21 protein-coding genes are annotated in these 23,654 nt (G+C 72.9%); 7 read left to right on the top strand and 14 right to left on the bottom strand.

Annotated elements, in window-relative coordinates; genetic code table 11:
• Window positions 1-97: 97 nt before the first annotated feature.
• On the bottom strand, window positions 98-2,032 hold the full coding sequence (locus tag I598_RS15135) for a protein kinase domain-containing protein (protein ID WP_232314183.1): 1,935 nt from the start codon (window positions 2,030-2,032) through the stop codon (window positions 98-100).
• A gap of 203 nt (window positions 2,033-2,235) precedes the next feature.
• Here I598_RS15135 and I598_RS15130 point away from each other — a divergent pair, with 203 nt between their 5' ends.
• The 4 genes from I598_RS15130 to I598_RS15115 all read left to right on the top strand — a co-directional run bounded on the left by I598_RS15130 (window position 2,236) and on the right by I598_RS15115 (window position 7,270).
• Window positions 2,236-3,702, top strand: coding sequence for an alpha,alpha-trehalose-phosphate synthase (UDP-forming) (locus I598_RS15130; RefSeq protein ID WP_068203845.1), 1,467 nt, complete (start codon window positions 2,236-2,238; stop codon window positions 3,700-3,702).
• On the top strand, window positions 3,695-4,537 hold the full coding sequence (otsB, locus tag I598_RS15125; protein WP_068203844.1) for a trehalose-phosphatase: 843 nt from the start codon (window positions 3,695-3,697) through the stop codon (window positions 4,535-4,537). The genes I598_RS15130 and otsB overlap by 8 nt, the downstream gene beginning before the upstream one ends.
• Before the next feature lie 178 nt (window positions 4,538-4,715).
• Window positions 4,716-5,831: an ABC transporter ATP-binding protein gene (locus tag I598_RS15120; RefSeq protein WP_068203842.1), complete on the top strand. Its 1,116-nt coding sequence runs from the start codon at window positions 4,716-4,718 to the stop codon at window positions 5,829-5,831.
• Between the two features lie 146 nt (window positions 5,832-5,977).
• On the top strand, window positions 5,978-7,270 hold the full coding sequence (locus I598_RS15115; RefSeq protein WP_068203840.1) for a DUF4032 domain-containing protein: 1,293 nt from the start codon (window positions 5,978-5,980) through the stop codon (window positions 7,268-7,270).
• A gap of 502 nt (window positions 7,271-7,772) precedes the next feature.
• On the opposite strand, the gene rlmB is transcribed toward I598_RS15115, so the two are convergent.
• The 3 genes from rlmB to I598_RS15100 are packed head-to-tail and all read right to left on the bottom strand — an operon-like array spanning window position 7,773 to window position 11,415.
• Window positions 7,773-8,768, bottom strand: a complete 996-nt coding sequence (gene rlmB, locus I598_RS15110; protein ID WP_068203839.1) for a 23S rRNA (guanosine(2251)-2'-O)-methyltransferase RlmB — start codon at window positions 8,766-8,768, stop codon at window positions 7,773-7,775.
• Window position 8,769: 1 nt separating this feature from the next.
• Window positions 8,770-10,200, bottom strand: a complete 1,431-nt coding sequence (gene cysS / locus I598_RS15105) for a cysteine--tRNA ligase (protein ID WP_068203838.1) — start codon at window positions 10,198-10,200, stop codon at window positions 8,770-8,772.
• A 45-nt stretch (window positions 10,201-10,245) separates the two neighbouring features.
• On the bottom strand, window positions 10,246-11,415 hold the full coding sequence (locus I598_RS15100; protein ID WP_068203833.1) for an alanine racemase: 1,170 nt from the start codon (window positions 11,413-11,415) through the stop codon (window positions 10,246-10,248).
• A gap of 44 nt (window positions 11,416-11,459) precedes the next feature.
• On the opposite strand from I598_RS15100, the gene I598_RS15095 reads away from it, so the two are divergent.
• Entirely contained in the window at window positions 11,460-12,821 is a 1,362-nt protein-coding gene (locus I598_RS15095) for a D-arabinono-1,4-lactone oxidase (RefSeq protein ID WP_232314182.1), read from the top strand.
• A 7-nt stretch (window positions 12,822-12,828) separates the two neighbouring features.
• Here the strand turns inward: I598_RS15095 and ispF are convergent, their stop codons facing one another.
• The 3 genes from ispF to I598_RS15080 all read right to left on the bottom strand — a co-directional run bounded on the left by ispF (window position 12,829) and on the right by I598_RS15080 (window position 14,679).
• Window positions 12,829-13,338: a 2-C-methyl-D-erythritol 2,4-cyclodiphosphate synthase gene (ispF, locus tag I598_RS15090; protein WP_068205338.1), complete on the bottom strand. Its 510-nt coding sequence runs from the start codon at window positions 13,336-13,338 to the stop codon at window positions 12,829-12,831.
• 10 nt (window positions 13,339-13,348) lie between these two features.
• Window positions 13,349-14,086: a 2-C-methyl-D-erythritol 4-phosphate cytidylyltransferase gene (gene ispD, locus I598_RS15085; RefSeq protein ID WP_068205337.1), complete on the bottom strand. Its 738-nt coding sequence runs from the start codon at window positions 14,084-14,086 to the stop codon at window positions 13,349-13,351.
• Between the two features lie 110 nt (window positions 14,087-14,196).
• The gene (locus I598_RS15080) at window positions 14,197-14,679 is read right to left on the bottom strand and encodes a CarD family transcriptional regulator (protein ID WP_068203829.1); all 483 of its coding nucleotides are present in this window, start codon (window positions 14,677-14,679) and stop codon (window positions 14,197-14,199) included.
• Window positions 14,680-14,927: 248 nt separating this feature from the next.
• On the opposite strand from I598_RS15080, the gene I598_RS15075 reads away from it, so the two are divergent.
• Window positions 14,928-15,401, top strand: coding sequence for a hypothetical protein (locus tag I598_RS15075; RefSeq protein ID WP_068203827.1), 474 nt, complete (start codon window positions 14,928-14,930; stop codon window positions 15,399-15,401).
• A 72-nt stretch (window positions 15,402-15,473) separates the two neighbouring features.
• Here I598_RS15075 and pstB read toward each other — a convergent pair whose 3' ends face one another.
• The 6 genes from pstB to I598_RS15045 form a co-directional block, all read right to left on the bottom strand.
• Entirely contained in the window at window positions 15,474-16,253 is a 780-nt protein-coding gene (gene pstB / locus I598_RS15070) for a phosphate ABC transporter ATP-binding protein PstB (RefSeq protein ID WP_068203825.1), read from the bottom strand.
• Window positions 16,254-16,296: 43 nt separating this feature from the next.
• Entirely contained in the window at window positions 16,297-17,259 is a 963-nt protein-coding gene (gene pstA / locus I598_RS15065; RefSeq protein WP_068203824.1) for a phosphate ABC transporter permease PstA, read from the bottom strand.
• Window positions 17,259-18,242 (bottom strand): phosphate ABC transporter permease subunit PstC, encoded by a 984-nt coding sequence (gene pstC / locus I598_RS15060; RefSeq protein ID WP_068203823.1) that lies wholly within the window; start codon window positions 18,240-18,242, stop codon window positions 17,259-17,261. Before pstC ends, pstA begins: the two co-directional genes overlap by 1 nt.
• Window positions 18,243-18,375: 133 nt before the next feature.
• Window positions 18,376-19,497, bottom strand: coding sequence for a phosphate ABC transporter substrate-binding protein PstS (locus tag I598_RS15055; RefSeq protein WP_068203822.1), 1,122 nt, complete (start codon window positions 19,495-19,497; stop codon window positions 18,376-18,378).
• 335 nt (window positions 19,498-19,832) lie between these two features.
• Complete coding sequence (locus I598_RS15050) at window positions 19,833-20,543, bottom strand: response regulator transcription factor (RefSeq protein WP_068203820.1); 711 nt, start codon at window positions 20,541-20,543, stop codon at window positions 19,833-19,835.
• Entirely contained in the window at window positions 20,540-21,826 is a 1,287-nt protein-coding gene (locus I598_RS15045; protein ID WP_068203818.1) for a sensor histidine kinase, read from the bottom strand. The genes I598_RS15050 and I598_RS15045 overlap by 4 nt, the downstream gene beginning before the upstream one ends.
• 158 nt (window positions 21,827-21,984) lie before the next feature.
• Between I598_RS15045 and phoU the strand changes: the two genes are divergently transcribed.
• Window positions 21,985-22,668 carry a phosphate signaling complex protein PhoU gene (gene phoU / locus I598_RS15040; protein WP_068203816.1) on the top strand — a complete coding sequence of 228 codons (684 nt, stop codon included), beginning with the start codon at window positions 21,985-21,987 and terminating at the stop codon, window positions 22,666-22,668.
• Window positions 22,669-22,900: 232 nt separating this feature from the next.
• On the opposite strand, the gene I598_RS15035 is transcribed toward phoU, so the two are convergent.
• Complete coding sequence (locus I598_RS15035) at window positions 22,901-23,641, bottom strand: phosphoglyceromutase (protein ID WP_068203814.1); 741 nt, start codon at window positions 23,639-23,641, stop codon at window positions 22,901-22,903.
• Window positions 23,642-23,654 lie beyond the last annotated feature (13 nt).

The following is a 23,654-nucleotide window of genomic DNA, read 5'->3' as shown; positions in this document are numbered from 1 at the left end:
CGTCGCCCGGGGCCCGGGGGACCCGCAGCGGACCGGCACCGGTGGTCGCGCGTGACGCGCGCCAGGGTAGGGACGTCGCCTGTGAGGAACCTGGGAGTCAGAAGAAGGAGGGCGGTCCGTCCATGGGCCACCAGTTGATCTCGTACGGGTCGCTCGTGATCGCACCGAGCAGGATCCACGACCCGACCAGGCACACCACGACGACGATCGCCGCCCCGACCAGGCCGGGCGCCAGGTTGTCGAGGATGCGGCGCGCGCCGTCCCGGGCCGTGCGGCCCGCCGGGCCGAACCAGGTGCACAGGACCGCGAGCACCATCGAGGCGGCGAGCACCCAGGCGAACACGGTCGGCTCGTTGCGACCTCCGACGGAGCGCGACTCGACGTCCGTCATCGGGTCGACGATCCAGTTGCCGTCGCCGAACAGCCAGTACCCGCCCATCATGGCGAGCAGGCCCACGCAGCCCCCGACCAGCGCCGCGGGGATGATGCCGAGCGCGCCGACGACCGCGTGGTACGGGAAGGCCAGCACCGCCATCCAGCCGTCCGACCTGCGCACCCCGTGCACCTCGCGCCGCTCGTGGAACCGCTGCCCCGACGTCCCGACGATCCGGCACAGCACCGTCACACCGACGAAGACCCCGAAGGCGACCAGCGGGTACACGGCCGCGAGGACGACGAACGGCACCCCGAGCGCCAGCACGGTGCCCCAGCGGCGCTTGTGCACCGGTGCGACGTACGGCCCCGCCGGGGCCTGCGGGGCGGGGTCGGCGGGCGGGGGCGAGTCCTCGGTGATCTCGTCGTACGTGCGGTACCGCGCGGCACCCACGGGGACCGCCTGCGTGCCGCCGTCCTGCGCCTGGGCGCGGTCCCGCTCCAGCGCGGTCATCACGGCCGTCTCCTCGGCGGCCGGGACGGGCGGCGGAGGCGGGGGCGCGTCCTGCCGCGGCACGACGGCGGTCCGCTCCGACTGCGGTGCGGGGTCGGCGACGACCGCCTGGGTCGCGCCGTCCCCGTCGACCGGGCTCGCGACGTCCGCCGTCGCGTCGCCGGGCGCGGTGTCCGGACCGCTCGACGTCGCGGTCGCGCCCGCCACCGCCGCCGTCGCCGCACCGGCCGCCACGACGATGCGCTGCGTCGCCTGCGGGTCGACGGAGGCACCCGCGTCGTCGACGTCGGCGTCCGCGAGGTCGCGGCTCATGGCGCGCACCACCTCGGTGGGGCCCCACCGGCGCGCCGGGTCCGCCTGGAGCGCCCCCGCGAGCGCCTGCGCGGTGCGGGCGGGCACGCCGACGAGGTCGGCACGGCCCTCGCGGGAGCGGCGCAGCACCAGGTCGGTGGGGCGCACGCCGAAGGGCGAACGCCCCGTCGCGGCGAAGGCGAGCAGCGCGGCCCAGCTCCACCAGTCGGTCTCGGGGACGGGGTCGCCGCCGTCGAGCAGCTCGGGCGCGATGTAGCCCGGTGTGCCCATGACGAACCCCGTCATCGTGGCGCGGGCGTCGCCGGGGCTCTGCGCGATGCCGAAGTCGATGAGGCTCGGGCCCTCCGGCGTCACCATGACGTTCGACGGCTTGAGGTCGCGGTGCACGACGCCGGACGCGTGCACGGACTCGAGGGCGTCGGCGAGCTGGTCGGCCAGGGAGTACAGGTCGGCAAGGTCGAGCGGCCCGCGCGAGTCGACCTCCTCCTCCAGGGTGAGGCCGTCGACGAGCTCGGTGACGACGAACGCGTGCGGTCCCTCGAACTCGGCGTCCAGCACCTGCGCGACGGCGGGGTGGCGCAGCCGCTGGAGGGCCGCGACCTCCCGGCGCAGCCGCTGGCGCCCGGCCGGGTTGGCGTCGACGTGCGCGTGCAGCACCTTCAGCGCCACCCGGTGCCCGCCGCCGTCGACCGCCTCGTAGACGGCGCCCATCGCCCCGCGTCCCAGCACGGACACGACCGCGTAGCCGCCGACGTCGGTCCCGGGTTCCAGGGCTCCGTCGGCGCCGCCCGCGGGCGCTCCCGCCATCACCTGCGCGTCGTCGCCCGTCCTCATGGCCCACACCGTAGCGCCGCGCCCCGGCCGTCGCGTCCCGGCACGCCCCTGGCGGACGCCCCGGAGCCGCCACGACGCCGGGATCCCACCGGTGTGATCCTCGTCGCCGGTCGCGCGGGGCCCCGGGCACCTCGGTAGGGTTCGCGAAGGATGCCCCGCCCGGCGCGGAGGGCACCGCGCCACAACCTGAGGAGAGTGCACCCTTGGCAGGTCAGGACTCGGCAAGCACCGGAGCCGACGGGTCGGAGGGGTACGACCTCGTCGTCGTCGCCAACCGGCTCCCCGTCGACTTCTCCGTCGGTGACGACGGCGAGGTGGACTGGCAGCGGTCCCCCGGCGGGCTCGTGACGGCCCTGGAGCCCGTCATGCGCGAGGCCGACGGCGCGTGGGTCGGCTGGTCGGGCGCACCGGACCTCGCGCACGAGCCGTTCGAGGCGGACGGCATGCTGCTCGTCCCGGTGACGCTGTCGGCCGGCGAGATCGAGCGCTACTACGAGGGCTTCTCCAACGACACGCTGTGGCCGCTCTACCACGACGTCATCGCCCCGCCCACCTACCACCGGCAGTGGTTCGACGCGTACCGGAAGGTCAACCAGCGGTTCGCCGAGGCGGCGGCCGCGCAGGCCGCGCACGGCGGCGTCGTGTGGGTGCACGACTACCAGCTCCAGCTCGTGCCGAAGATGCTGCGCGAGCTCCGCCCCGACCTGCGGATCGGGTTCTTCGACCACATCCCGTTCCCCGCGGTCGAGCTGTTCCAGCAGCTCCCGTGGCGCAAGCAGATCATCGAGGGTCTGCTGGGCGCCGACCTCGTCGGCTTCCAGCGCGGCGGCGACGCGTCGAACTTCCTGCGCTCGGTGCGCCGGCTGACGGGCCACACGACGCGCGGGTCGATCGTGACCACCCTCGACGAGCACGGCCGCCCCGGTCGGCGCGTGCGCGCCGCCGCGTTCCCCATCTCGATCGACACGAACTACTTCGACCAGCTGGCGCGCAGCCCCGAGGTGCAGGCGCGGGCGAAGGAGATCCGCACCGATCTCGGCGACCCCGACGTCATGATGCTCGGCGTCGACCGGCTCGACTACACCAAGGGCATCCGGCACCGCATCAAGGCGTACGGCGAGATCCTCCAGGACGGCCGCATCGACGTCGAGCACACCACGCTCGTCCAGGTCGCGAGCCCGAGCCGGGAGAACGTGGGCGCCTACCAGGAGCTGCGCGACGACGTCGAGGTGCTCGTCGGTCGCATCAACGGCGAGTTCGGCGAGCTCGGGCACTCAGCCATCCACTACCTGCACCACTCCTACCCGCCCGAGGAGATGGCCGCCCTGTACCTGGCGGCGGACGTCATGCTCGTGACGTCGCTGCGCGACGGCATGAACCTGGTGGCCAAGGAGTACATCGCGGCCCGCCACGACCTCGGCGGCGTGCTCGTGCTCAGCGAGTTCACGGGCGCTGCGGACGAGCTCGCGCCGGGCCCGCTGCTCGTCAACCCGCACGACATCGACGGGATGAAGGACATCATCGTGGCGGCCGCCCACATGGAGGAGCGCGAGAAGCGGCGCCGGATGCGCAACCTGCGCCGCAAGGTGATGGCCGACGACGTCGCGAAGTGGTCGAAGGCCTTCCTCGGCGTGCTCACCGCGGTGCCGTCCCGGAGCTCCCATGTCTGAGCGCACCACCGGCCTGCGGGACGCCCTCGCGTCGTTCGCCGCCGCCGACGGCGCCGCGCTGCTCGTCGCGCTCGACTTCGACGGCGTCCTCGCGCCGCTCGTCGACGACCCGACGACGTCGCGGATGACGCCGCAGGTGCGCGCCGCCGTCGACCGGCTCGCCGCGCTGGCCGGCTCGTCCGACGCGCCGCACCTGCGCCTCGCGTTCGTCTCCGGGCGTGACCTGGACGACCTCGTCCGGCACGCCGACCCGCCCGCCGGGGCCTACCTCGTGGGCAGCCACGGCGCCCAGACGGGGCACGCGACGTCCTCCGGCATCGAGGGCGTGCCGCTGGAGCTGACCTCCGAGCAGGCCCGCACGCTGGACGCGCTGAACGCCGGGCTGGCCGCCGCCGTGGCCGGGCGCGACGGCGCCTGGGTGCAGCACAAGCCCAGCGCCGCCGTGCTGCACACCCGCCAGGCCGGACCCGTGGACACCGCGGCCGCCACCGACGCCGCCCTCGCCGTCGCCGCCCGTCTCGGCCTCGAGGCGATGCAGGGCAAGGACGTCGTCGAGATCGCCGTGCTGCACACCTCCAAGGGCATCGCCGTGGAGCGGCTGCGGGACGTCGTCGCGCAGGACGTCGCCGGCCCGGACGGCAGCGCACCGCCGTCGCGCGTGCTGTACGCCGGGGACGACACCACCGACGAGAAGGCGTTCGCGGTGCTCGGCCCGGACGACGTCTCCCTGAAGGTCGGCCCCGGCGAGACGGTCGCGGCGTACCGCGTCGACGGTCCCGCCGAGGTCGCCGCGACGATCCAGCACCTCGCCGACCTGGTCGTCGCGGGCGGCTGACCTGCCCGGTGACGTGATCGACGTCACCAGCATGTACGATCGAGCGCGAGCCGCCCCGGGACGATCCGGGACCGGCCCGACAACAGCATTGTGTCGCCGCTGACACGCCAGTCGTGAACGCAGCACACCCGACCACTACGGATCGTCCGGCACGTACCTGCCGGTGGAGGGAATCATCATGGCTTCGGTCACCTATGACCACGCGACCCGCGTCTACCCGGGCACCGAGCGTCCCGCCGTGGACCAGCTCAACCTGCAGATCGAGGACGGCGAGTTCCTCGTCCTCGTCGGCCCCTCGGGCTGCGGCAAGTCGACCTCGCTCCGCATGCTCGCGGGCCTCGAGGACGTCAACGGCGGACACATCTACATCGGCGACCGCGACGTCACGGACGTCCAGCCGAAGGACCGCGACATCGCGATGGTCTTCCAGAACTACGCGCTGTACCCCCACATGTCCGTCGCGGACAACATGGGCTTCGCGCTGAAGATCTCCGGCACCCCCAAGGCCGAGATCCGTCAGCGCGTCGAGGAGGCGGCGAAGATCCTCGACCTCACCGAGTACCTCGACCGCAAGCCGAAGGCCCTCTCCGGTGGTCAGCGCCAGCGCGTCGCCATGGGCCGCGCCATCGTGCGCCAGCCGCAGGTGTTCCTCATGGACGAGCCGCTGTCGAACCTCGACGCCAAGCTCCGCGTCCAGACGCGCACGCAGATCGCGTCCCTCCAGCGTCGTCTCGGCGTCACCACGGTGTACGTCACCCACGACCAGACCGAGGCCCTCACCATGGGCGACCGCATCGCGGTCCTCAAGGACGGTCTGCTCCAGCAGGTCGGCACCCCCCGCGAGATGTACGACACCCCGTCGAACGTCTTCGTCGCGGGCTTCATCGGCTCCCCCGCCATGAACGTCGGCACGTTCGACGTCCGTGACGGCCGCGCCATGGTCGGCCACGCCGCCGTGCCGCTGGAGCGCGAGGTCGTCTCGCAGCTCACCGACGCCGACGGCGGCAAGGTCACGGTCGGCTTCCGCCCCGAGGCCCTCGACGTCGTCTCCGCCAGCACCGAGGGCGCGCTCCAGGTCGAGGTCAACCTCGTCGAGGAGCTCGGCTCGGACGCGTTCGTCTACGGCGACCTGAAGTCCGAGGGCGTCGCCGGCGAGCTGCACTCCGGTTCGTCCGACCAGGTCATCGTGCGCATCGATCCGCGCGACGTCCCGATGAAGGGCGACACCATCCACGTCACCATCAAGCCCGGCCAGGCGCACGTCTTCTCCGCCGCCACCGGCAACCGCCTCTGACACGAGGCGGCGGGGCGTGACGCCCGGCACGACACGGGGCGGGTCCGGCATCGGCCGGGCCCGCCCCGTCGCCGTCTAGGCTGGCACTCGCCCCACTTCGTTCGCCCGGGTCGTCCCGGCCGCCCCGCACCGAACCAGGAGATGCCGTGGACCAGCTGCAGATCACGTCGGCGACGCCGAACTCGGCCCTCCTCGACCTGCCGTGGCGCCTGCCGCTCGCCCAGTGGCCCGCCGACGTCCTCGCCGCCCTCCCCCGCGGCATCTCCCGGCACGTCGTGCGGTTCGTCCGTCTCGACGGCAAGGTCCTCGCCATCAAGGAGATCAGCGAGGAGATCGCGTTCCGCGAGTACGCGATGCTGCGCCAGCTCCGCAAGCTAGAGATCCCGTCCGTCCGCCCCATCGGGGTCGTCACCGGCCGCCTCTCCGACACCGGGGAGCACCTCGAGGCCGCGCTCGTCACCGAGCACCTCGCGTTCTCCCTGCCCTACCGGTCGGTGTTCAGCCAGTGGCTGCAGACCTCCACCGCCGACCGCCTCATCGACGCCCTCGCCGTGCTCATGGTCCGCCTGCACCTCGTCGGCTTCTACTGGGGCGACGTCTCCCTGTCGAACACCCTGTTCCGTCGCGACGCCGACCAGTTCGCCGCCTACCTCGTCGACGCGGAGACCGGCCAGCTCCACCGCGAGCTCTCCCGCGGGCAGCGCGAGTACGACCTCGACCTTGCCCGCACCAACATCATCGGCGAGCTCATGGACCTCGCCGCCGGCGAGCTGCTCGACGACGAGATCGACGAGGTCGCCGTCGGCGACGCCCTCGTCGCCCGCTACGGCGAGCTGTGGCGAGCCCTCACCGGCGTCGAGGCGTTCGGCTCCGACGAACGCTGGCGGGTCGCCGCCCGCATCGAGCGCCTCAACGACCTCGGCTTCGACGTCGGCGAGCTGTCCATCACCACCGACATCGACGGCACCACCGTCCAGATCCAGCCCAAGGTCGTCGACGCCGGTCACCACGCACGCCGCCTGCTCAAGATCACGGGCCTCGACGTGCAGGACAACCAGGCCCGCCGACTCCTCAACGACCTCGACTCCTACCAGGCCGCCACCGACCGCCAGGAGGACGACGAGCAGATCGTCGCGCAGGACTGGCTGCAGAACGTCTTCCAGCCCACCATCCGGGCCGTGCCCCGCGAGCTGCGCCGCAAGCTCGAGCCCGCGCAGCTCTACCACGAGATCCTCGACCACCGGTGGTTCATCTCGGAGCAGGCGAAGCGGGACGTCCCCATGCCGGAGACCGTCGCCTCCTACGTCGAGAACGTCCTGCGGTACCGCCCCGACGAGAAGGCCATCCTGGGGCTCGCCCCCGGCGAGGAGCCGGACGAGGGCCCCGAGGCCGACTACTTCCACTACGCCGCCGCCGACCCCGCCGACGACACCCCCTGACGCGAGTCAGCGCAGGTCGCGCCGAGTCAGCGCACACCGGCGCGAGTCAGCGCTCGTCGGCGCGAGTCAGCACAGGTCGGCGTGCGTCCGTCCGGGGTCGGGACGGGGCGCGCACGATCGCGTTCACGCGCCCCAGGGGGCGCTCCACTTCGGGCCTGACGACCGTGCGCGCCCCGTCCCGACCCCGGACTCGCTGCGATCCTCGCCTCGCGCATCCTCGCGAGTCAGCGTGAACGTCGTTCAGTCAGCGCACGACGGCGCGACTCAGCACTCGCCGGTGCGACTCAGCACGGCCTGCGCCCGCCGAGCGCACACGGACCGTGGCCCCTGGCATCATTCCGACGTCGTCGACGTCCGGGACCACACGCGACCCCCGACACGCACACCGTGCGCTGACTCACGCCATCGTGCGCTGACTCGGCGACGTGAGCGCTGACTCACGCCAGCGTGCGCTGACTGAACGAAGTTCACGCTGACTCGGCGCGACCTGCGCTGACTCGCGTCAGGCGGTGGCGGCTGCAGCCCGGGCCTGGGAGACCTCGTAGAGGGTGATGCCCGCGGCGACGCCGGCGTTGAGCGACTCGACGGACGACGACATCGGGATGGACGCGACGGCGTCGCACGCCTCGCGGACGAGCCGCGACAGGCCCTTGCCCTCGGACCCGACGACGACGACGAGCGGGTCGGTGGAGAAGGCGAGCTCGCGGACGGTGGTGTCCCCGCCGGCGTCGAGGCCGACGACGAACAGCCCGGCCTTCTTGAGGTCGGTGAGGGTGCGCGCGAGGTTGGTCTCCTTGGCGACGGGCACGCGCGCGGCGGCACCGGCGGAGACCTTCCACGCGGAGGCCGTCAGGGACGCCGTGCGTCGGGACGGGACGAGGACGCCGTGGGCGCCGAAAGCGCCGGCGGAGCGGAGCACGGCGCCGAGGTTGCGCGGGTCGGTGACGGAGTCGAGGGCGACGATGAGGGGCGGTTCGCCCGACTCGGCGGCGGCGTCGAGGAGGTCGTCGATGCTGGCGTACTCGTACGGCGGCACCTCCATGGCGACGCCCTGGTGCACGGAGCCCTCGGTGAGCTGGTCGAGCGCACCGCGGGACGACTCGAGGAGCCGGACGCCCTTGATGCTGGCGAGCTCGAGGATCTCGCGGGTGCGGTCGTCGTGCTCGATCCGCTCGGCCATGTGGACGGCGGTGGCGGGGACGTCGGAGCGGAGGGCTTCGACGACGGCGTTGCGACCGGCGACGACCTCGGCGCCACCGGTGGCCTTGCGGGTGCCGCGGGCGACGCCCTTGCGGGCTCCGGCGCCGGTCTCGGCGGCGCGCCGCTTGTCCGCGGCGACCTTGCGCTTGTACGCGGGGTGGTAGGTGCGCTCCTCCGCCTTGGGCGTCGGGCCCCTGCCCTCGAGCGACTTGCGCGAGTGGCCTCCGGTGCCGACCTTGGCGCCCTTCTTGGCGCCACCCTTGCGTGTGGCTCCCTGGCGCTGCGAGTTGCCGGCCATGTCATTCCCCCTTCGAGTCGGCCAGCGCCCAGCGGGCGCCGTCCGGTGAGTCCTGCACGACGACGCCGGCCGCGACGAGGCGGTCTCGGATGGCGTCGCTCGTGGCCCAGTCCTTGGCCGCGCGGGCCGCTGCCCGCGCGTCGAGCTCGGCGCGCACGAGCGAGTCCAGCGCCTCGGCGGCGCGGTCGTCGGTCGTGGCGGTCCAGTGCGGGTCGGCGGGGTCGAGCCCCAGCACGTCGAGCATCCCGCGGAGTGCGACGAGCGCGGCACGGGCCGCGTCGTCGTCGGCTGCGGCGAGCGCGGTGTTGCCGGCTCGCAGCGTCTCGTGCACGACCGCGAGCGCGGCGGGCACGTTGAGGTCGTCGTCCATGGCGGCGGTGAACGCCGCCGGGAGGGTGACGGTGCGGATCTCGTCGGTCGGTACGGCGCCGACGCGCTCCGTGGCGCGGCCGACGAAGCCGGTGAGGCGGTCCCAGGTGGCCTGCGCCTCGTCGAGGGTGTCGGCGCTCCACTCGAGCATGGAGCGGTACTGCACGGCGGCGAGCGCGTAGCGGACGACGGGGGCGGGCGCCTGGGCGAACAGCTCGCTGACGAGGAGCCCGTTGCCGAGCGACTTGCTCATCTTGACGCCCTGCTGGGTGACCCACGCGGAGTGCATCCAGCGGTCCGCGAACCCGTACCCGGCGGCGCGGGCCTGCGCCTGCTCGTTCTCGTGGTGCGGGAAGCGGAGGTCGAGGCCGCCGCCGTGGATGTCGAACGCGTCGCCGAGGTAGCGCTGCGCCATGGCGGAGCACTCGAGGTGCCAGCCGGGGCGACCGCGGCCGTAGGGGCTGTCCCAGGACGCGGTGGCGGGCTCGCCGGGGCGCGGGGCCTTCCACAGGGCGAAGTCGTGCGGGTCATTCTTCTCGCCGGCGGCGGCGTCGTCGGTGGCCTCGGGGTTGAGGTCGTCGAGGCGCTGCCGGGTGAGGGTGCCGTAGTCGGGCCAGGAGCGGACGTCGAACCAGACGTTGCCGGGGCCGGTGGCGTAGGCGTGACCCCGTTCGACGAGCCGGTCCATGAGCTCGATCATCTGCGGCATGTGCTGCGTGGCGCGGGGCTCGTACGTCGGCGGCAGGACGCCGAGCGCGTCGTAGGCGGCGGAGAACTCACGTTCGAAGACGGCGGCGTGCGCCCACCACTCGCGGCCGGCGTCGGCGGCCTTCGCGATGATCTTGTCCTCGATGTCGGTGATGTTGCGGATGAGGGTGACGTCGAGGCCGGAGCGCTCGAGCCAGCGCCGCAGGACGTCGAACGCGACGACGGGGCGGAGGTGGCCGACGTGGGGTGCGGACTGCACGGTGGCACCGCAGACGTAGATGCCGACCTTGCCCGGGGTGCGCGGAACGAGCTCGCGCACGGCGCGCGTCGCGGTGTCATAGAGGTGCAAGGTCACCGGTCAAGCGTACCGGCCGGGCCCCGTTCGACCTCCCGGGACGGTTCAGCCGAAGGTGTGGCCCTCGCCGCGGTACGTGGGGACGACGTCGACGACGTCGTCGCCGCGCACGAGGTGGACGACGGCGAAGCGTTCCATGAGCTCGCCGGCCTTGGCGTGCCGGAACCAGACGCGGTCCCCGACGGCGAGGGGGCGGCCCCCGCGGCGGCGGTGCATCGGCGTCTGCACCTCCCCGGCGGCCTCCCGCCGGGTGAGCTCCCAGCCGGGGGTGACGAGGCGGGGCAGGCGGCTGGTGCCGGCAGGCCCGGAGGCGGCGTACCCGCCGCCGAACGCGGTGGCCCAGTCGGGGGCGGGGGTGCGCACGACGTCGAGCCCGAAGTAGGCGGCGGGCCGCGGGACGAAGGACCGGAAGCCGTCGAACGTGCCGGGCACGAACAGGCCGGAGCCGGCGGTGACCTCGGTGACGCCGGGACCGGCGGCGGACGTCTCGAGGGAGCCGGTACCGCCGGCGTTGACGAGCTCGACGTCGCGGCCGAGCACGGTGCGCAGGGCGTCGAGGACGGCGTGACGGCGGCGGTCGACGTCGGGGACGGAGAAGGCCTTGACGACCCGGTTGACGGCCGTGTCGGGGATGCCCGCGACCTGCGCCTCGTAGGTCATGATCCCGCGGACGTGCAGGCCGGCGCGCTCGGCGTGGGCGGCGAGGTGCGCGACCTGCTCGGGGGTGCGCAGGGGCGAGCGGCGGGTGCCGAGGTGGATCCGGCCGAGGCGGAGCGACGCGTCGACGTCCAGGCACACGGTGACGTCGGGGCCGTCGGCGGCGTCGGCGGCGTCGGCGAGGACGGCGCGCAGCAGCGCCACGTGGGCGGCGTCGTCGATCATCAGGGTGATCTCGCGGCGGGCCCTCGGGTCGGCCGCGAGCCGGGCGAGCGCGTCCCGGTCGACCGTGGGGTAGCCGACGAGGACGTCCCGGAGACCCTGCTCGACGAGCCACAGGGCCTCGGCGAGAGTGAAAGCCATGATGCCTCGGAAGCCCGCGTCGAGGCCGCGGGCGACGAGGGAGCGCACCCGGACGGACTTCGCGGCGAGACGGACGGGTGTCCCGGCGGCGCGGCGCAGGAGGTCGGCGGCGTTGGCGTCGAACGCGTCGAGGTCGACGACGGCGACCGGTCCGGGCACCCCGGCCGTCGCCCGGGTGAGCCGGTTCGTCGTCATGGCGGCACGCTACACCGGGACGGGGAGGTGGCAGAGTGTGCGCTGTGACTTTCAGCACCTGGGGCGGGACGTACACCGCCACCCCCGCGCGCCGCGCGCAGCCGCGCGACGAGGCCGAGCTCGGCGAGCTGGTCGCGAAGGCCGCGGCGGAGGGCCTGCGGGTCCGTGCCGTCGGCGCGGGGCACTCCTTCACGGACGCCGCCGTGACGGACGGTCTGCTGCTGAGCCTCGACCACCTCTCCGGGCTGGAGTCGGTGGAGCGGACCCCCGGCGGCGCGCTCGTCACGGTGGGGGCGGGCACCCGGCTGCACGAGCTCAACGCGCTGCTGGGCTCGTGGGGGCTGGCGATGCGCAACCTCGGCGACATCGACCGGCAGTCGGTCGCGGGCGCGATCTCGACGGGCACGCACGGCACGGGTGCCCGGCTGGGCGGGCTGGCGACGCAGGTCCGCGGCGTGCGGGTCGTGGTGGCCGACGGGACGGTGCGGTCCGTGTCGGACGCCGACGCCCCCGGCTCCCCGGAGCGGGCGCTCTTCGAGGTGGCGCGGCTGGGCCTGGGCTCGGTGGGGATCCTGTCCGCGGTGACCCTCGACGTCGTGCCCGCCTACCTGCTGCGCTCGGTGGAGCGGGTGCGGCCGTGGGACGAGGTGGTCGGCGGCATCGACGCGCTGTTCGACGACCACCACCGCACGGACGCCTACTGGTTCCCCGGCACCGACCGGATGCTGACGTGGACGCACGACCTGGTGGACGACGCCGGGACGGCGGTCTACGAGGCGTCCCGGCGCGGCCCGTCGGGCCTGCTGCGCCGGGGCGGGCACGCCGCCCGCAGCCTGCTCGACGAGGAGGTCCTGGCGAACGGTGCGCTGGGGGCGATCATGCAAGTCGCCACCGCGGCGCCCCGCACGGTGCCCCGGCTCAACGCGTTGAGCGCGGCCGTGCTCGGCGACCGCACGCACGTCGCGCCGTCGGACCGGGTGATGGTGACCCGGCGGCGCGTGCGGTTCGTGGAGATGGAGTACGCGCTGCCGCGCGAGGCCCTGCCCGGGGTCCTGCGGGAGCTCGCCGCGTGGTTCGCGGCGTCGGGCGAGCCCGTGCCGTTCCCGGTGGAGGTGCGCTGCACCGCGCCCGACGACGTGTGGCTCTCGACGGCGCGCGGCCGGGCGTCGGCGTACGTGGCCGTGCACCAGTACCACCGCATGCCCTACCGGGCGTACTTCGACGCCGCCGAGGAGATCTTCGTCGCCGCGGGCGGGCGCCCGCACTGGGGCAAGCTGCACACCCGCACGGCCGCCGACCTCGCCGCGCACTACCCGCTCGACGACGTCGCCCGCGTGCGCGCCGCGGTCGACCCGCACGGGGTGTTCCGCAACGACTACACCGACCGGGTGCTCGGCACGCCCTGAGGAGGGTTCACCGGGGCACGACGAGAGCGGTCGCGATCGCGGCGACACCCTCGCCACGACCGGTGAGGCCGAGCCCGTCGGTCGTGGTGGCGCTGAGCGACACCGGGGCGTCCAGCGCCGCGGAGAGCACCGCCTGCGCCTCGTCGCGCCGCGGCTCCAGACGGGGCCGGTTGCCGATCACCTGCACCGCGACGTTGCCGACCTCGAACCCCGCGGCACGGACGCGGCGACCGGCCTCGGCCAGCAGCTCGGTGCCGCGGGCACCGGCCCAGCGCGGCTCGGCGGTGCCGAAGTGGGTGCCGAGGCCCCCGATCCCCGCCGCGGAGAACAGGGCGTCGGCGGCGGCGTGGGCGGCCACGTCGGCGTCGGAGTGCCCGACGAGACCGCGCTCCCCCGGCCAGTGCAGGCCCGCGAGCCACAGCGGGCGGTCCTCGCCGTCGGGAGCGAGGGCGTGGACGTCGACGCCGACGCCGGTGCGTGGCAGGTTCCGGCCCGGCAGGTGCGACGCGGACGGCATGCCGGTCACGCTAGCGTCCCGCCGGCCGGGTGGCGTCCCGCACCCGCCAGCGGGCGACGAGGAGGTCCTCGGTGGTCGTGATCTTCGCGGCGGCAGGGTCACCGGGCACCACGTGGACGGCGACGCCCAGCGCCTCGACCAGGCCCGCGTCGTCGGTCGCCTCGACGCCGTCCCGCTCGGCTGCGTCGTGGGCGCGGAGCAGGAGGTCGCGGTCGAAGCCCTGCGGCGTCTGCACGGCGCGCAGCGGCGTGCGGTCGACCGTCGCGACGACCCGCTCCCCCGTGACCTGCGTGCCGCCGGGGCGGACCTCCTTGATCGTGTCCGTCACGGGCAGCCCCGGCACCACGGCCGGGCTCCCTGCCCGCACCGCGGCCACGACCCGTCGGACGAGGTCCGGGGGCGCGAGCGGCCGGGCGGCGTCGTGGACGAGGACGATGTCGGGGGTGTCCGTCGCGGCGTGGGTCCCCGCCCGCAGGCCCTCCCGGACGGACTCCTGGCGGGTCGCGCCACCGGCCACCACGACGACGGGCCGGTCGACGCGCTCGTCGGCGGCCAGCAGAGCGGTGAACTCGGCGACGGCACGGGCCGGGCAGGTCACGACGACGACGTCCACCGCTCCCGACGCGCAGACGTTGCGGGCGGCGTGGACGAGCAGGGGCGCCCCGTCGAGGTCGACGAGCGCCTTCGGCACGTCGAGCCCGAGCCGGGTGCCCTCCCCGGCGGCGGTGATGACCGCGAGCGTAGCCACGCGCACACCCTAACCGCGGGCGCGGGGCTCGCAGCGCCGTGGGGACGGCGAAGGGTGGCCGCCCCGTGCGGGGCGGCCACCCTTCGTGGCTCGTCGGACCGGGCGGTCCGTCAGGAGGCCAGCACCTCGTCGATGATGGCGCCGGCCCTCTCCTCGTCGACGCCCTCGGCGAGGGCGACCTCGGACTCGAGGATCTGCCGGGCCTTGGCCAGCATGCGCTTCTCCCCGGCGCTCAGGCCGCGGTCCGCGTCGCGGCGCGACAGGTCGCGGACGACCTCGCCGACCTTGATGACGTCGCCCGACGCCAGCTTCTCCAGGTTGGCCTTGTACCGTCGCGACCAGTTGGTCGGCTCCTCGGTGTACGGCGCCCGCAGGACGTCGAACACGCGGTCGAGGCCCTCCTGGTCGACGACGTCGCGCACACCCACGAGGTCGACGTTCTCCGCCGGGACCTCGATGGTCAGGTCACCCTGGGCGACCTTGAGCTTGAGGTACATCTTCTCTTCGCCGCGGATCTTGCGCGTCTTGACCTCTTCGATCAGGGCTGCGCCGTGATGCGGGTAGACAACCGTCTCGCCTACTGTGAACGTCATCTGCAGATGTCCCCTTTCCCAATGCACGAGTCTATCACGATAGGGTTCGCCCCCCGAGGGGTCGCTGCGGTCGACGAACCGTCGGAAATCATCGTCTTCGCAGGTCAGAGGCCCGTTCTCGACCCCGCGCGAGATGACCGTCAAGACCCCACTAGGATGGGTGCGGGCGCTCTGCGCCCACCTCCACCCGAGACGAACGGTGCGCACCACCCCAGGTCGGCGCGCACAGCACAGCCGAAGGAGAGCTCGTGGCTCGCTCCGCCCGTCCTGCCCGCCCCGCCGTCGTCGCCGCCGGCGCAGCCGCCGCGAGCGTCCTGCTCCTCGGGGCCTGCGCACCCGTGACGACCGAGCTGGGCTACGCGCCCTCCGACGGCACGCGCGTCGACTTCGCGGACGTCGACGCCCGCGGTCTCAACCTCATGGTCCTGGCGGCGGCCGAGGGCACCGAGGGCGCCCTGTTCGGCGCGCTGGACAACAGCTCGGCGGAGGACATGACGTTCACCCTCACCGCCACCGGCTCGGCGCCCGTGACCGTGACCGTCCCGGCGCAGGAGACCGTCTACCTGGGCACCGAGGACGGCGAGCAGGTCGCCCTCGACGCCGTCGCCGCGGGCCCCGGCAGCAACCTCCAGGCCACCCTCACCGCCGGCGACGCCACCGAGGAGTTCTACCTCCCGGTGTTCGACTCCACCCTGCCGGAGTACGCCCCGTACGTGCCCTGACCGGCACCCCGACGCACGACGAGGGCCCCTTCCCGCCGCGAGCGGGAAGGGGCCCTCGTCGTGCGTGACGGCTCAGCCGAAGCGGCCGGAGACGTAGTCCTCCGTCGACTTCTCGGCCGGCGAGGAGAAGATCGTCGCCGTGTCGTCCATCTCGATGAGCTTGCCCGGCTTGCCGGTGCCCGCGATGTTGAAGAACGCCGTCCGGTCGCTCACGCGGGCGGCCTGCTGCATGTTGTGGGTCACGATGACGATCGTGTACTCCTGCTTCAGGTCGCCGATGAGGTCCTCGATGGCGATCGTCGAGATCGGGTCGAGCGCCGAGCACGGCTCGTCCATGAGGAGCACCTGCGGCTTCACGGCGATGGCGCGCGCGATGCACAGACGCTGCTGCTGACCGCCCGAGAGGCCCGAGCCCGGCTTCTCCAGCCGGTCCTTGACCTCGTTCCACAGGTTCGCACCGCGCAGCGACGACTCGACCAGGTCCTCGGCGTCCGCCTTCGAGATGCGGCGGTTGTTGAGCTTCACGCCCGCCAGCACGTTGTCCCGGATCGACATCGTCGGGAACGGGTTCGGGCGCTGGAAGACCATGCCGACCGTGCGGCGCACGGCCACCGGGTCGACGTCGGCGCCGTACAGGTCGACGCCCTCCAGCTCGACCTTGCCCTCGACGCGCGCACCGGGGATGACCTCGTGCATGCGGTTGAGGGTGCGCAGGAACGTCGACTTCCCGCAGCCGGACGGGCCGATGAAGGCCGTCACCGACTTCGGCTCGACCGTCATGCTGACGTCCTGGACGGCGAGGAAGTCGCCGTAGTAGATGTTCAGGTCCTTCACGTCGATACGCTGTGCCATCGTCTGTTCCTTCTTTCGTGCTGCGGGTCGGCGGGCGTGCGCGTCAGCGCAGCTTCGGGGCGAACCAGCGGTTCACCAGACGGCCGACGAGGTTGAGGGCGAGGACGATCACGATCAGCGTCAGGGCGGCACCCCACGCGTTCTGGATCGCGATGTCCGGCACGCAGGTCGCGGACTCACCACCCGGGCAGGGGGCCTGACCCTGGCTGTACTGCCGGTAGGCGAACACCGGCAGAGTCATCATGCGCCCCTCGAACGGGTTCATGTTGATCGAGTCGGTGACACCGACCGCCACCAGCAGCGGCGCGGTCTCGCCGATGACGCGGGCGACGGCGAGCAGGACGCCCGTCGTCAGGCCCGCGACCGACGTGCGCAGCACGACCTTGACGACCGTCAGCCACTTCGGGACGCCGAGCGCGTACGCCGCCTCCCGGAGCTCGTTCGGGACGAGCTTGAGCATCTCCTCGCAGGAGCGCACCACGACCGGGATCATCAGCACCGAGAGCGCGACGGCGCCGATGAAGCCGAACCGGGCTTCCGGCCCGACGATGAGGGTGAAGAGCGCGACCGCGAACAGACCCGCCACGATCGACGGGATGCCGGTCATGACGTCCACGAAGAACGTCACCGAGCGGGCGAGCCAGCCCCTGCCGTACTCGACCAGGTAGATCGCCGTGAGGATGCCGATCGGCACGGAGATCAGGGCGGCGAGGCCGGTGATGATCAGCGTGCCCACGATGGCGTGGTAGATGCCGCCGTTCGGGTCGCCGCCGAACACGTTGCGCATGGACAGCGTGAGGAAGTCCATGCTGATCCGGCCGAGGCCGTTGGTCGTGACCGTCCACAGCAGCGAGACCAGCGGCGCCATCGCGACGAGGAACGCGCCCCAGATCAGGACCGTCATCGTGACGTCCTTGCGCTTGCGGCCGGTGTCGACCACGCTCAGCCGGGCGCGCACCAGGGCGGTGCTCTCCGCGGTCGGCACGTGGGGAGTCGTCGCGGTCATCAGTTGGCCCCCGAGAAGTCCTTGCGGCGCGCCACGATCGCACGCGCCCCCATGTTGACGGCCAGCGTGATGACGAACAGCACGAGGCCGGTGGCGATCAGCGTGTTCACCGCGAGCCCGCTCGACTCCGGGAAGTCGAGGGCGATGTACGCGGCGATGGTCTGCTGCTGAGCGCTCTCCAGGATGTGGAACGAGTACAGGTACCCGGGCGACAGGATCATCAGGACCGCCATCGTCTCGCCGAGCGCCCGCCCGAGGCCGAGCATCGCCGCGGAGATGACGCCGGACCGGCCGAACGGCAGGACCGCCGTCCTGACGAGCTCCCAGCGCGTCGCACCGAGGGCCAGCGCGGCCTCCTCGTGCAGCTTCGGTGTCTGGAGGAACACCTCACGGGACACGGCCGTGATGATCGGCAGGATCATCACCGCGAGCACGATGCCCACCGTGGCCAGCACGCGGCCCGTCGGCGACGGCGTCCCCGCGAACAGGGGGAACCACCCGAGGTACTGGTTCAGCCACTCCCACACCGGCACGACGGCCGGCGCGAGGACGAAGAAGCCCCACAGGCCGTAGATCACGGACGGGACGGCGGCCAGCAGATCCACGAGGTAGCCGAGGAACTGGGCGATGCGGCGCGGCGCGTAGTGCGAGATGAACAGGGCGACGCCCATCGCGAGGGGGGTCGCGACACCGAGCGCCAGCACCGCCGCCAGCAGCGTGCCGAAGACCAGCGGGCCGACGTACGCGATCAGCGACGTGTCCTCCGGGTAGCGGGGCACCGCGGCCGACAGCTCGTCGGGGCTCGCCGTGATCGCCGGCCACGCCTGCCACAGCAGGAACAGCGCGACGGCCGCCAGCACCGCCAGGATCAGGACGCCGGACCCGACGGCGATCCATCGGAAGACGCGGTTGAACCCGCGGTCGGAGGACCGTCGTCGGACGGCGCGGGAGCCCACCGTGGGTGGGCTGTCGGTGATGCTCACGGAGCTACCTCGTTCGTGCTTGGGCACTGGTGTCGCCTCTGTTCGTCAGGCCCGACGTCGGGCGGTCGGGCCGGGCGTCCCCCTCGGTCGCCCCGCCCGACCGCCCGACGACGGGCCGGTCAGGTCGTCTCGGTCAGCCGGCCGCGATCGCGTCGATACCCGGCTGGACGGCCTGGCGGATCGTGTCGGACAGCGGCGCCGAACCCGCGGCGGCCGCCGCGGCCTCCTGGCCCTCCTCGCTCGCGATGTACGAGACGAAGCCCTTCACGAGCTCGGCCTGGGCCTCGTCCGCGTAGGTGCCGCAGGCGAGGGTGTAGGAGACGAGCACGACCGGGTAGGTGCCCTCGATGTCGCGCTGCAGCTCGATCGTGTAGACGTACTCGCCGGTGCCCTCGACACGCGGCGACTGCGCCACGACCTCGGCCGCGGCCTCGGCCGAGTAGGACACGAAGTCGCTGCCGACGCCCACGGCCACCGTGCCCAGGTCGGCGACCTGCGAGGCGTCCGCGTACGTGATGGTGCCCTGGCCGGCCTGCGCGGCACCGATGACGCCGGAGGTGCCCTGCGCGGACTCCTGGCCGTCGACCGGCCAGACGCCCGACGGCTCCTCGGTCCACGTGTCGGGGGCGACCGTGTAGAGGTACTCCTCGAAGTTCTCCGTGGTGCCCGACTCGTCCGAGCGGTGCACGACCGTGATCGCCGTGTCCGGCAGCTCGGCGTCCGGGTTGTCCGCGGCGATCGCCTCGTCGTTCCACGTGGTGATCTCACCGAGGAAGACGTTCGCGATGGTCTCCGGGGACATGTTGAGCGAGTCGACGCCGTCGAGGTTGAAGGCGATCGCGATCGGGCTGACGTAGCCCGGGAACTGGATGACGCCGCCCTCGCCGCACTGGGCCTCGGCCGCCGCCATCTCCTCCTCGTCCAGCGCCGCGTCCGAACCGGCGAAGGCGTACGAACCGTCACCGAAACCGGTGCGGCCACCGCCCGAGCCGACCGGGTCGTAGTTGATGGTGGCGTCGGGGTTGGCCTGCTGGAAGCCGGCGCGCCAGGCGTTCATCGCGGCCTCCTGCGAGGACGCACCGCCGCCCGAGAGCTCGCCCGACAGACCGCCCTCGGCGGCCATGGACTCCCCGGTGTCCGACCCGGCGGTCTCGCCGCCGGCGGGCTCGGGGTCCGAGCCGCACGCGGCCAGGCTCAGTGCCAGCACGCCGACGGCGACGGCAGATCCGGCACGGGTGAATCGGCTGAGGTTCACGAGTCGTTCCATCCTGTTCACACGGTGACTTCACCGGCGGGCGCCGGCGTTCGTCCGTGACGCTAGGGACCGCAGGTGGACCGGTGAGAAGGAGAAGGTGAACGACTCATGAACACCCGTGGGCAGGTTGGCGAGAACGGTTGCCCGGAGGCGCTTCGCGGGCTCGCTCCGGCTCAGCCCAGGCACCCCCGGTCGGGCTGTGCCTGCACTCGCGAGCTCGCTCCGGCTCAGCCCTCGGACTTTCGGTCGGGCTGTGCCTGCACTCGCGAGCTCGCTCCGGCTCAGCCCAGGCACCCCCGGTCGGGCTGTGCCTGCACTCGCGAGCTCGCTCCGGCTCAGCCCTCGTCGTCGGCGAACTTGTAGCCCAGCCCACGCACCGTCAGCAGCAACGACGGCGCACCCGGGTCCGACTCGATCTTCGAGCGGATCCGCTTGACGTGGACGTCGAGGGTCTTGGTGTCGCCGACGTAGTCCGCGCCCCAGACGCGGTCGATGAGCTGACCACGCGTGAGGACACGACCGGCGTTGCGCAGCAGCAGCTCCAGCAGGTCGAACTCCTTGAGCGGCAGCGACACCGTGGAACCGCCCACGGCGACGGTGTGCCGCTCGACGTCCATGCGGACCGGACCGACCTCGAGCACCGCGTCGCCGTCGTCGTGCGAGACGCCGTTCTCGGCCGCCGCGGCGCCACGCCGGCGCATGACGGCCCGCATGCGCGCGAGGAGCTCGCGGAACGAGTACGGCTTGGTGACGTAGTCGTCGGCACCCAGCTCCAGGCCCACGACCTTGTCGATCTCCGAGTCCTTGGCGGTGAGCATGATGATGGGCACGTCCCCCCGCTGGCGGAGCTCGCGGCACACCTCCGTGCCGCTGAGACCGGGGAGCATGAGGTCGAGCAGCACCAGGTCCGCCCCGCCGTCGTCGTACCGCTCGAGGGCTGCGTTGCCGTCCGACACCGCGACGACCTCGTACCCCTCCCGCGTGAGCTGGTACGTCAGCGGGTCGCGGTACGACTCCTCGTCCTCAACCACCAGGATGCGCGTCACGCGCCTACCTCCTCGTTCGACGGGCCCTCGGCGGGCCCGTGGTCGTCGGTCGTCCGCCGCCGCTCGCGCAGGGGTCGGACGACTCGGTCGGTGTGTTCGTCGGGCGTGTCGGCGGAGGACTCCGACGACGACGCGGACCTGTCGTGCACGGGCAGATCGGCCGCAGGTATACGGAGGGTGAACGTGGATCCCTTGCCGGGCTCCGACCACACCCGGACGTCACCACCGTGGTCCGCCGCGACGTGCTTGACGATGCTCAGGCCCAGGCCTGTGCCGCCGGTGTCGCGGGAGCGCGCCGGGTCGACGCGGTAGAACCGCTCGAACACGCGCTGCTGCTCCTCGGTGGAGATGCCGATGCCCTGGTCGACCACGTCGATCTCGACGAGCCCGCCGCGCTCGTGCACGCCGACCCCGACACGGGTGTTCGGCCCGGAGTAGCTGACCGCGTTGTCGAGCAGGTTCCGCACGGCGGTGACGAGCAGGTTGTGGTCGCCGAACACGACGCTGTCCACGGACCCGCCGATGGTGATGGTGATGTTCTTCCCGGCGGCGGTGGTGCGGGCGCGGTCGACGGCCTCGTCGACGACGTCGCGCACCGGCACGGGACGCACGGCCTGCAGCGCGCCGGCGACCTGGAGCCGGGACAGCTCGATGATCTCGTGCACGAGCGCGGAGAGCCGCTGGGACTCGGCGAGCATCCGCTCGGTGAACCGGCGCACCGCGACGGGGTCGTCGGCGGCGTCCTGCACGGTCTCGGCGAGCAGCGCGATCGCGCCGACCGGGGTCTTCAGCTCGTGCGACACGTTGACGACGAAGTCGCGCCGGATCGCCTCGACCCGGCGGGCCTCGGTCCGGTCCTCGGCCAGGACGAGCAGCTTGTCCAGCCCCAGGGGTGCGACACGCACCTGCAGCAGGACGGTGCCCGACCCGATGGGGCCGCGCGGCAGCTCCAGCTCCTTCTCCCGGATGACGCCGTCGCGGCGCACCTCGCGCACCAGGTCGACGATCGACTGGTGGACGAGGGCGTCGTTGCGCACGACGCCGAGGGCGTAGGCGGGTGGCGACGCGCGCACCACCTCGTCATCGTCGTCCACCACGACCGCGGCGGACCGCAGCACCGACAGGACGCGCACCAGCCCGGCGTCGAGCTGGGCCGAGGACTCCTCGGGGTCGCGCCGCTGCGCGCGGTCGGAGAAGCGGAAGGCGAGGGCGGCGACGACGCCCACGACGACGCCGAGCACGCCGGCGACGACGGCCGTCACCCCCTGGATGATTCCTTCCACGAGCCTCAGCCTAGGTTGCGCCGGAGACCACACCACGCCAGGGCGGCAAACGCTCGTCGGCGCGTCGCCCACTGTTCACCTGGGCACCGACCGGCGTTCACCTGACGGTCCGGGCATCCTGGGAGAGTGGCCGGGCACCTTTTTTCGAGAGGACACCCATGCGAGAGATCTTCGACGCCGAGCTGAAGCAGATCGGTGACGGCCTGATCGAGATGAGCCGACTCGTCGAGTCCGCGATCACGCGGGCCGGGACGGCGCTGCTCGACGGCGAGCACGAGCTCGCGCAGGACGTCATCGCCTCCGACCGCACCATCGACCAGCTCGAGCGCGAGCTGGACGAGCGCTGCGTGCACCTGCTGGCCCAGCAGGCGCCGGTCGCGACCGACCTTCGCGTCGTCATCACGGCGCTGCGCATCAGCGCGACCCTGGAGCGGATGGGCGACCTCGCCCGGCACGTCGCCGAGGTCGCGCGCGGACGCTACCCGGCGCTGGCCGTGCCGCCGTCGGCCCGCGGCACGTTCGTCGCGATGAACGAGGCCGCCGGCCTGGTCGCGCGCCGGACCACCGAGCTCCTGTCGACCCGTGACGTCACCCTCGCCGAGGAGATCGAGGTGGGCGACGACGCGATCGACATGCTGCACCAGGACACCTTCGGTGCCACGCTCGACCCGGCATGGACGGGCACCGCGCAGGAGACGGTCGACGTCACCCTGCTGGGCCGCTACTACGAGCGGTTCGGCGACCACGGCGTCTCCGTCGCACGCCGCATCACGTACCTCGTGACCGGCGAGTTCGACACGGCGGCCACCGCGTCCCCGGCGTCGTCCCCCGCGGAGGTCTGACACCCGCCACGCACCACCCGCGACCGGCGTCGCGGTTCCTCACGCATCGCACGCTCATCCGTGAGGAACCGCGGCGTCGGTCGTCGTCGTCCCTGCGGAACCTCACGCATCGCAGGCTGATCCGTGAGGAACGCGCCCGCGCAACGCCGTCGGGCAGCAGGAAGGCCCGGCCCCTGGTCGTCATCCGCGACCTGGGGCCGGGCCTTCCGGCTGCCCGACGTCCCCGAGAGGACTACTTGCCCTGGTTGGCGACCGCCGCGATGGCTTCCTTCGCCGCCTCGGGGTCGAGGTAGGTGCCGCCCGGGTTGGTCGGCTGCAGCGTCTCCTCGTCGAGCTCGTAGACGAGGGGGATGCCGGTGGGGATGTTCAGCCCGGCGATCGTCGCGTCGTCGACGCCGTCGAGGTGCTTGACGATGGCGCGCAGCGAGTTGCCGTGCGCGGCCACCATGACCGTCTTGCCGGCCTGGAGGTCGGGGACGATCTCGCCGTCCCAGTAGGGCAGCGCCCGGTCGAGGACCTGCTTGAGGGCCTCGGCGCGCGGGATCGGCTCACCGGCGTAGCGCGGGTCGGCATCCTGGGAGAACTCCGAACCGAGCTCGATGTCCGGCGGCGGCACGTCGTAGGAGCGGCGCCAGAGCATGAACTGCTCGTCGCCGTACTGGTCGCGGACCTGCTTCTTGTCCTTGCCCTGGAGGTCGCCGTAGTGGCGCTCGTTGAGGCGCCACGACCGCTTGACCGGGATCCAGTGGCGGTCCGCGGCGTCGAGGGCGAGGTTCGCCGTCATGATGGCGCGGCGCAGCAGCGAGGTGTGCAGCACGTCAGGGGTGACGCCGGCCTCCTGGAGGAGCACGCCGCCGCGCTTGGCCTCGGCGGTGCCCTTCTCGGACAGCGGCACGTCGACCCAGCCGGTGAAGAGGTTCTTCGCGTTCCACTCGCTCTCGCCGTGGCGGAGCAGCACGAGGGTGTACGTCATGGGTCCATCCTGC

Origin of the sequence: Isoptericola dokdonensis DS-3, from assembly GCF_001636295.1 — a bacterium.
In the GTDB taxonomy this organism is placed as follows: Bacteria; Actinomycetota; Actinomycetes; order Actinomycetales; family Cellulomonadaceae; genus Isoptericola; species Isoptericola dokdonensis.
This window is presented reverse-complemented; position numbering and strand designations above follow the sequence as displayed.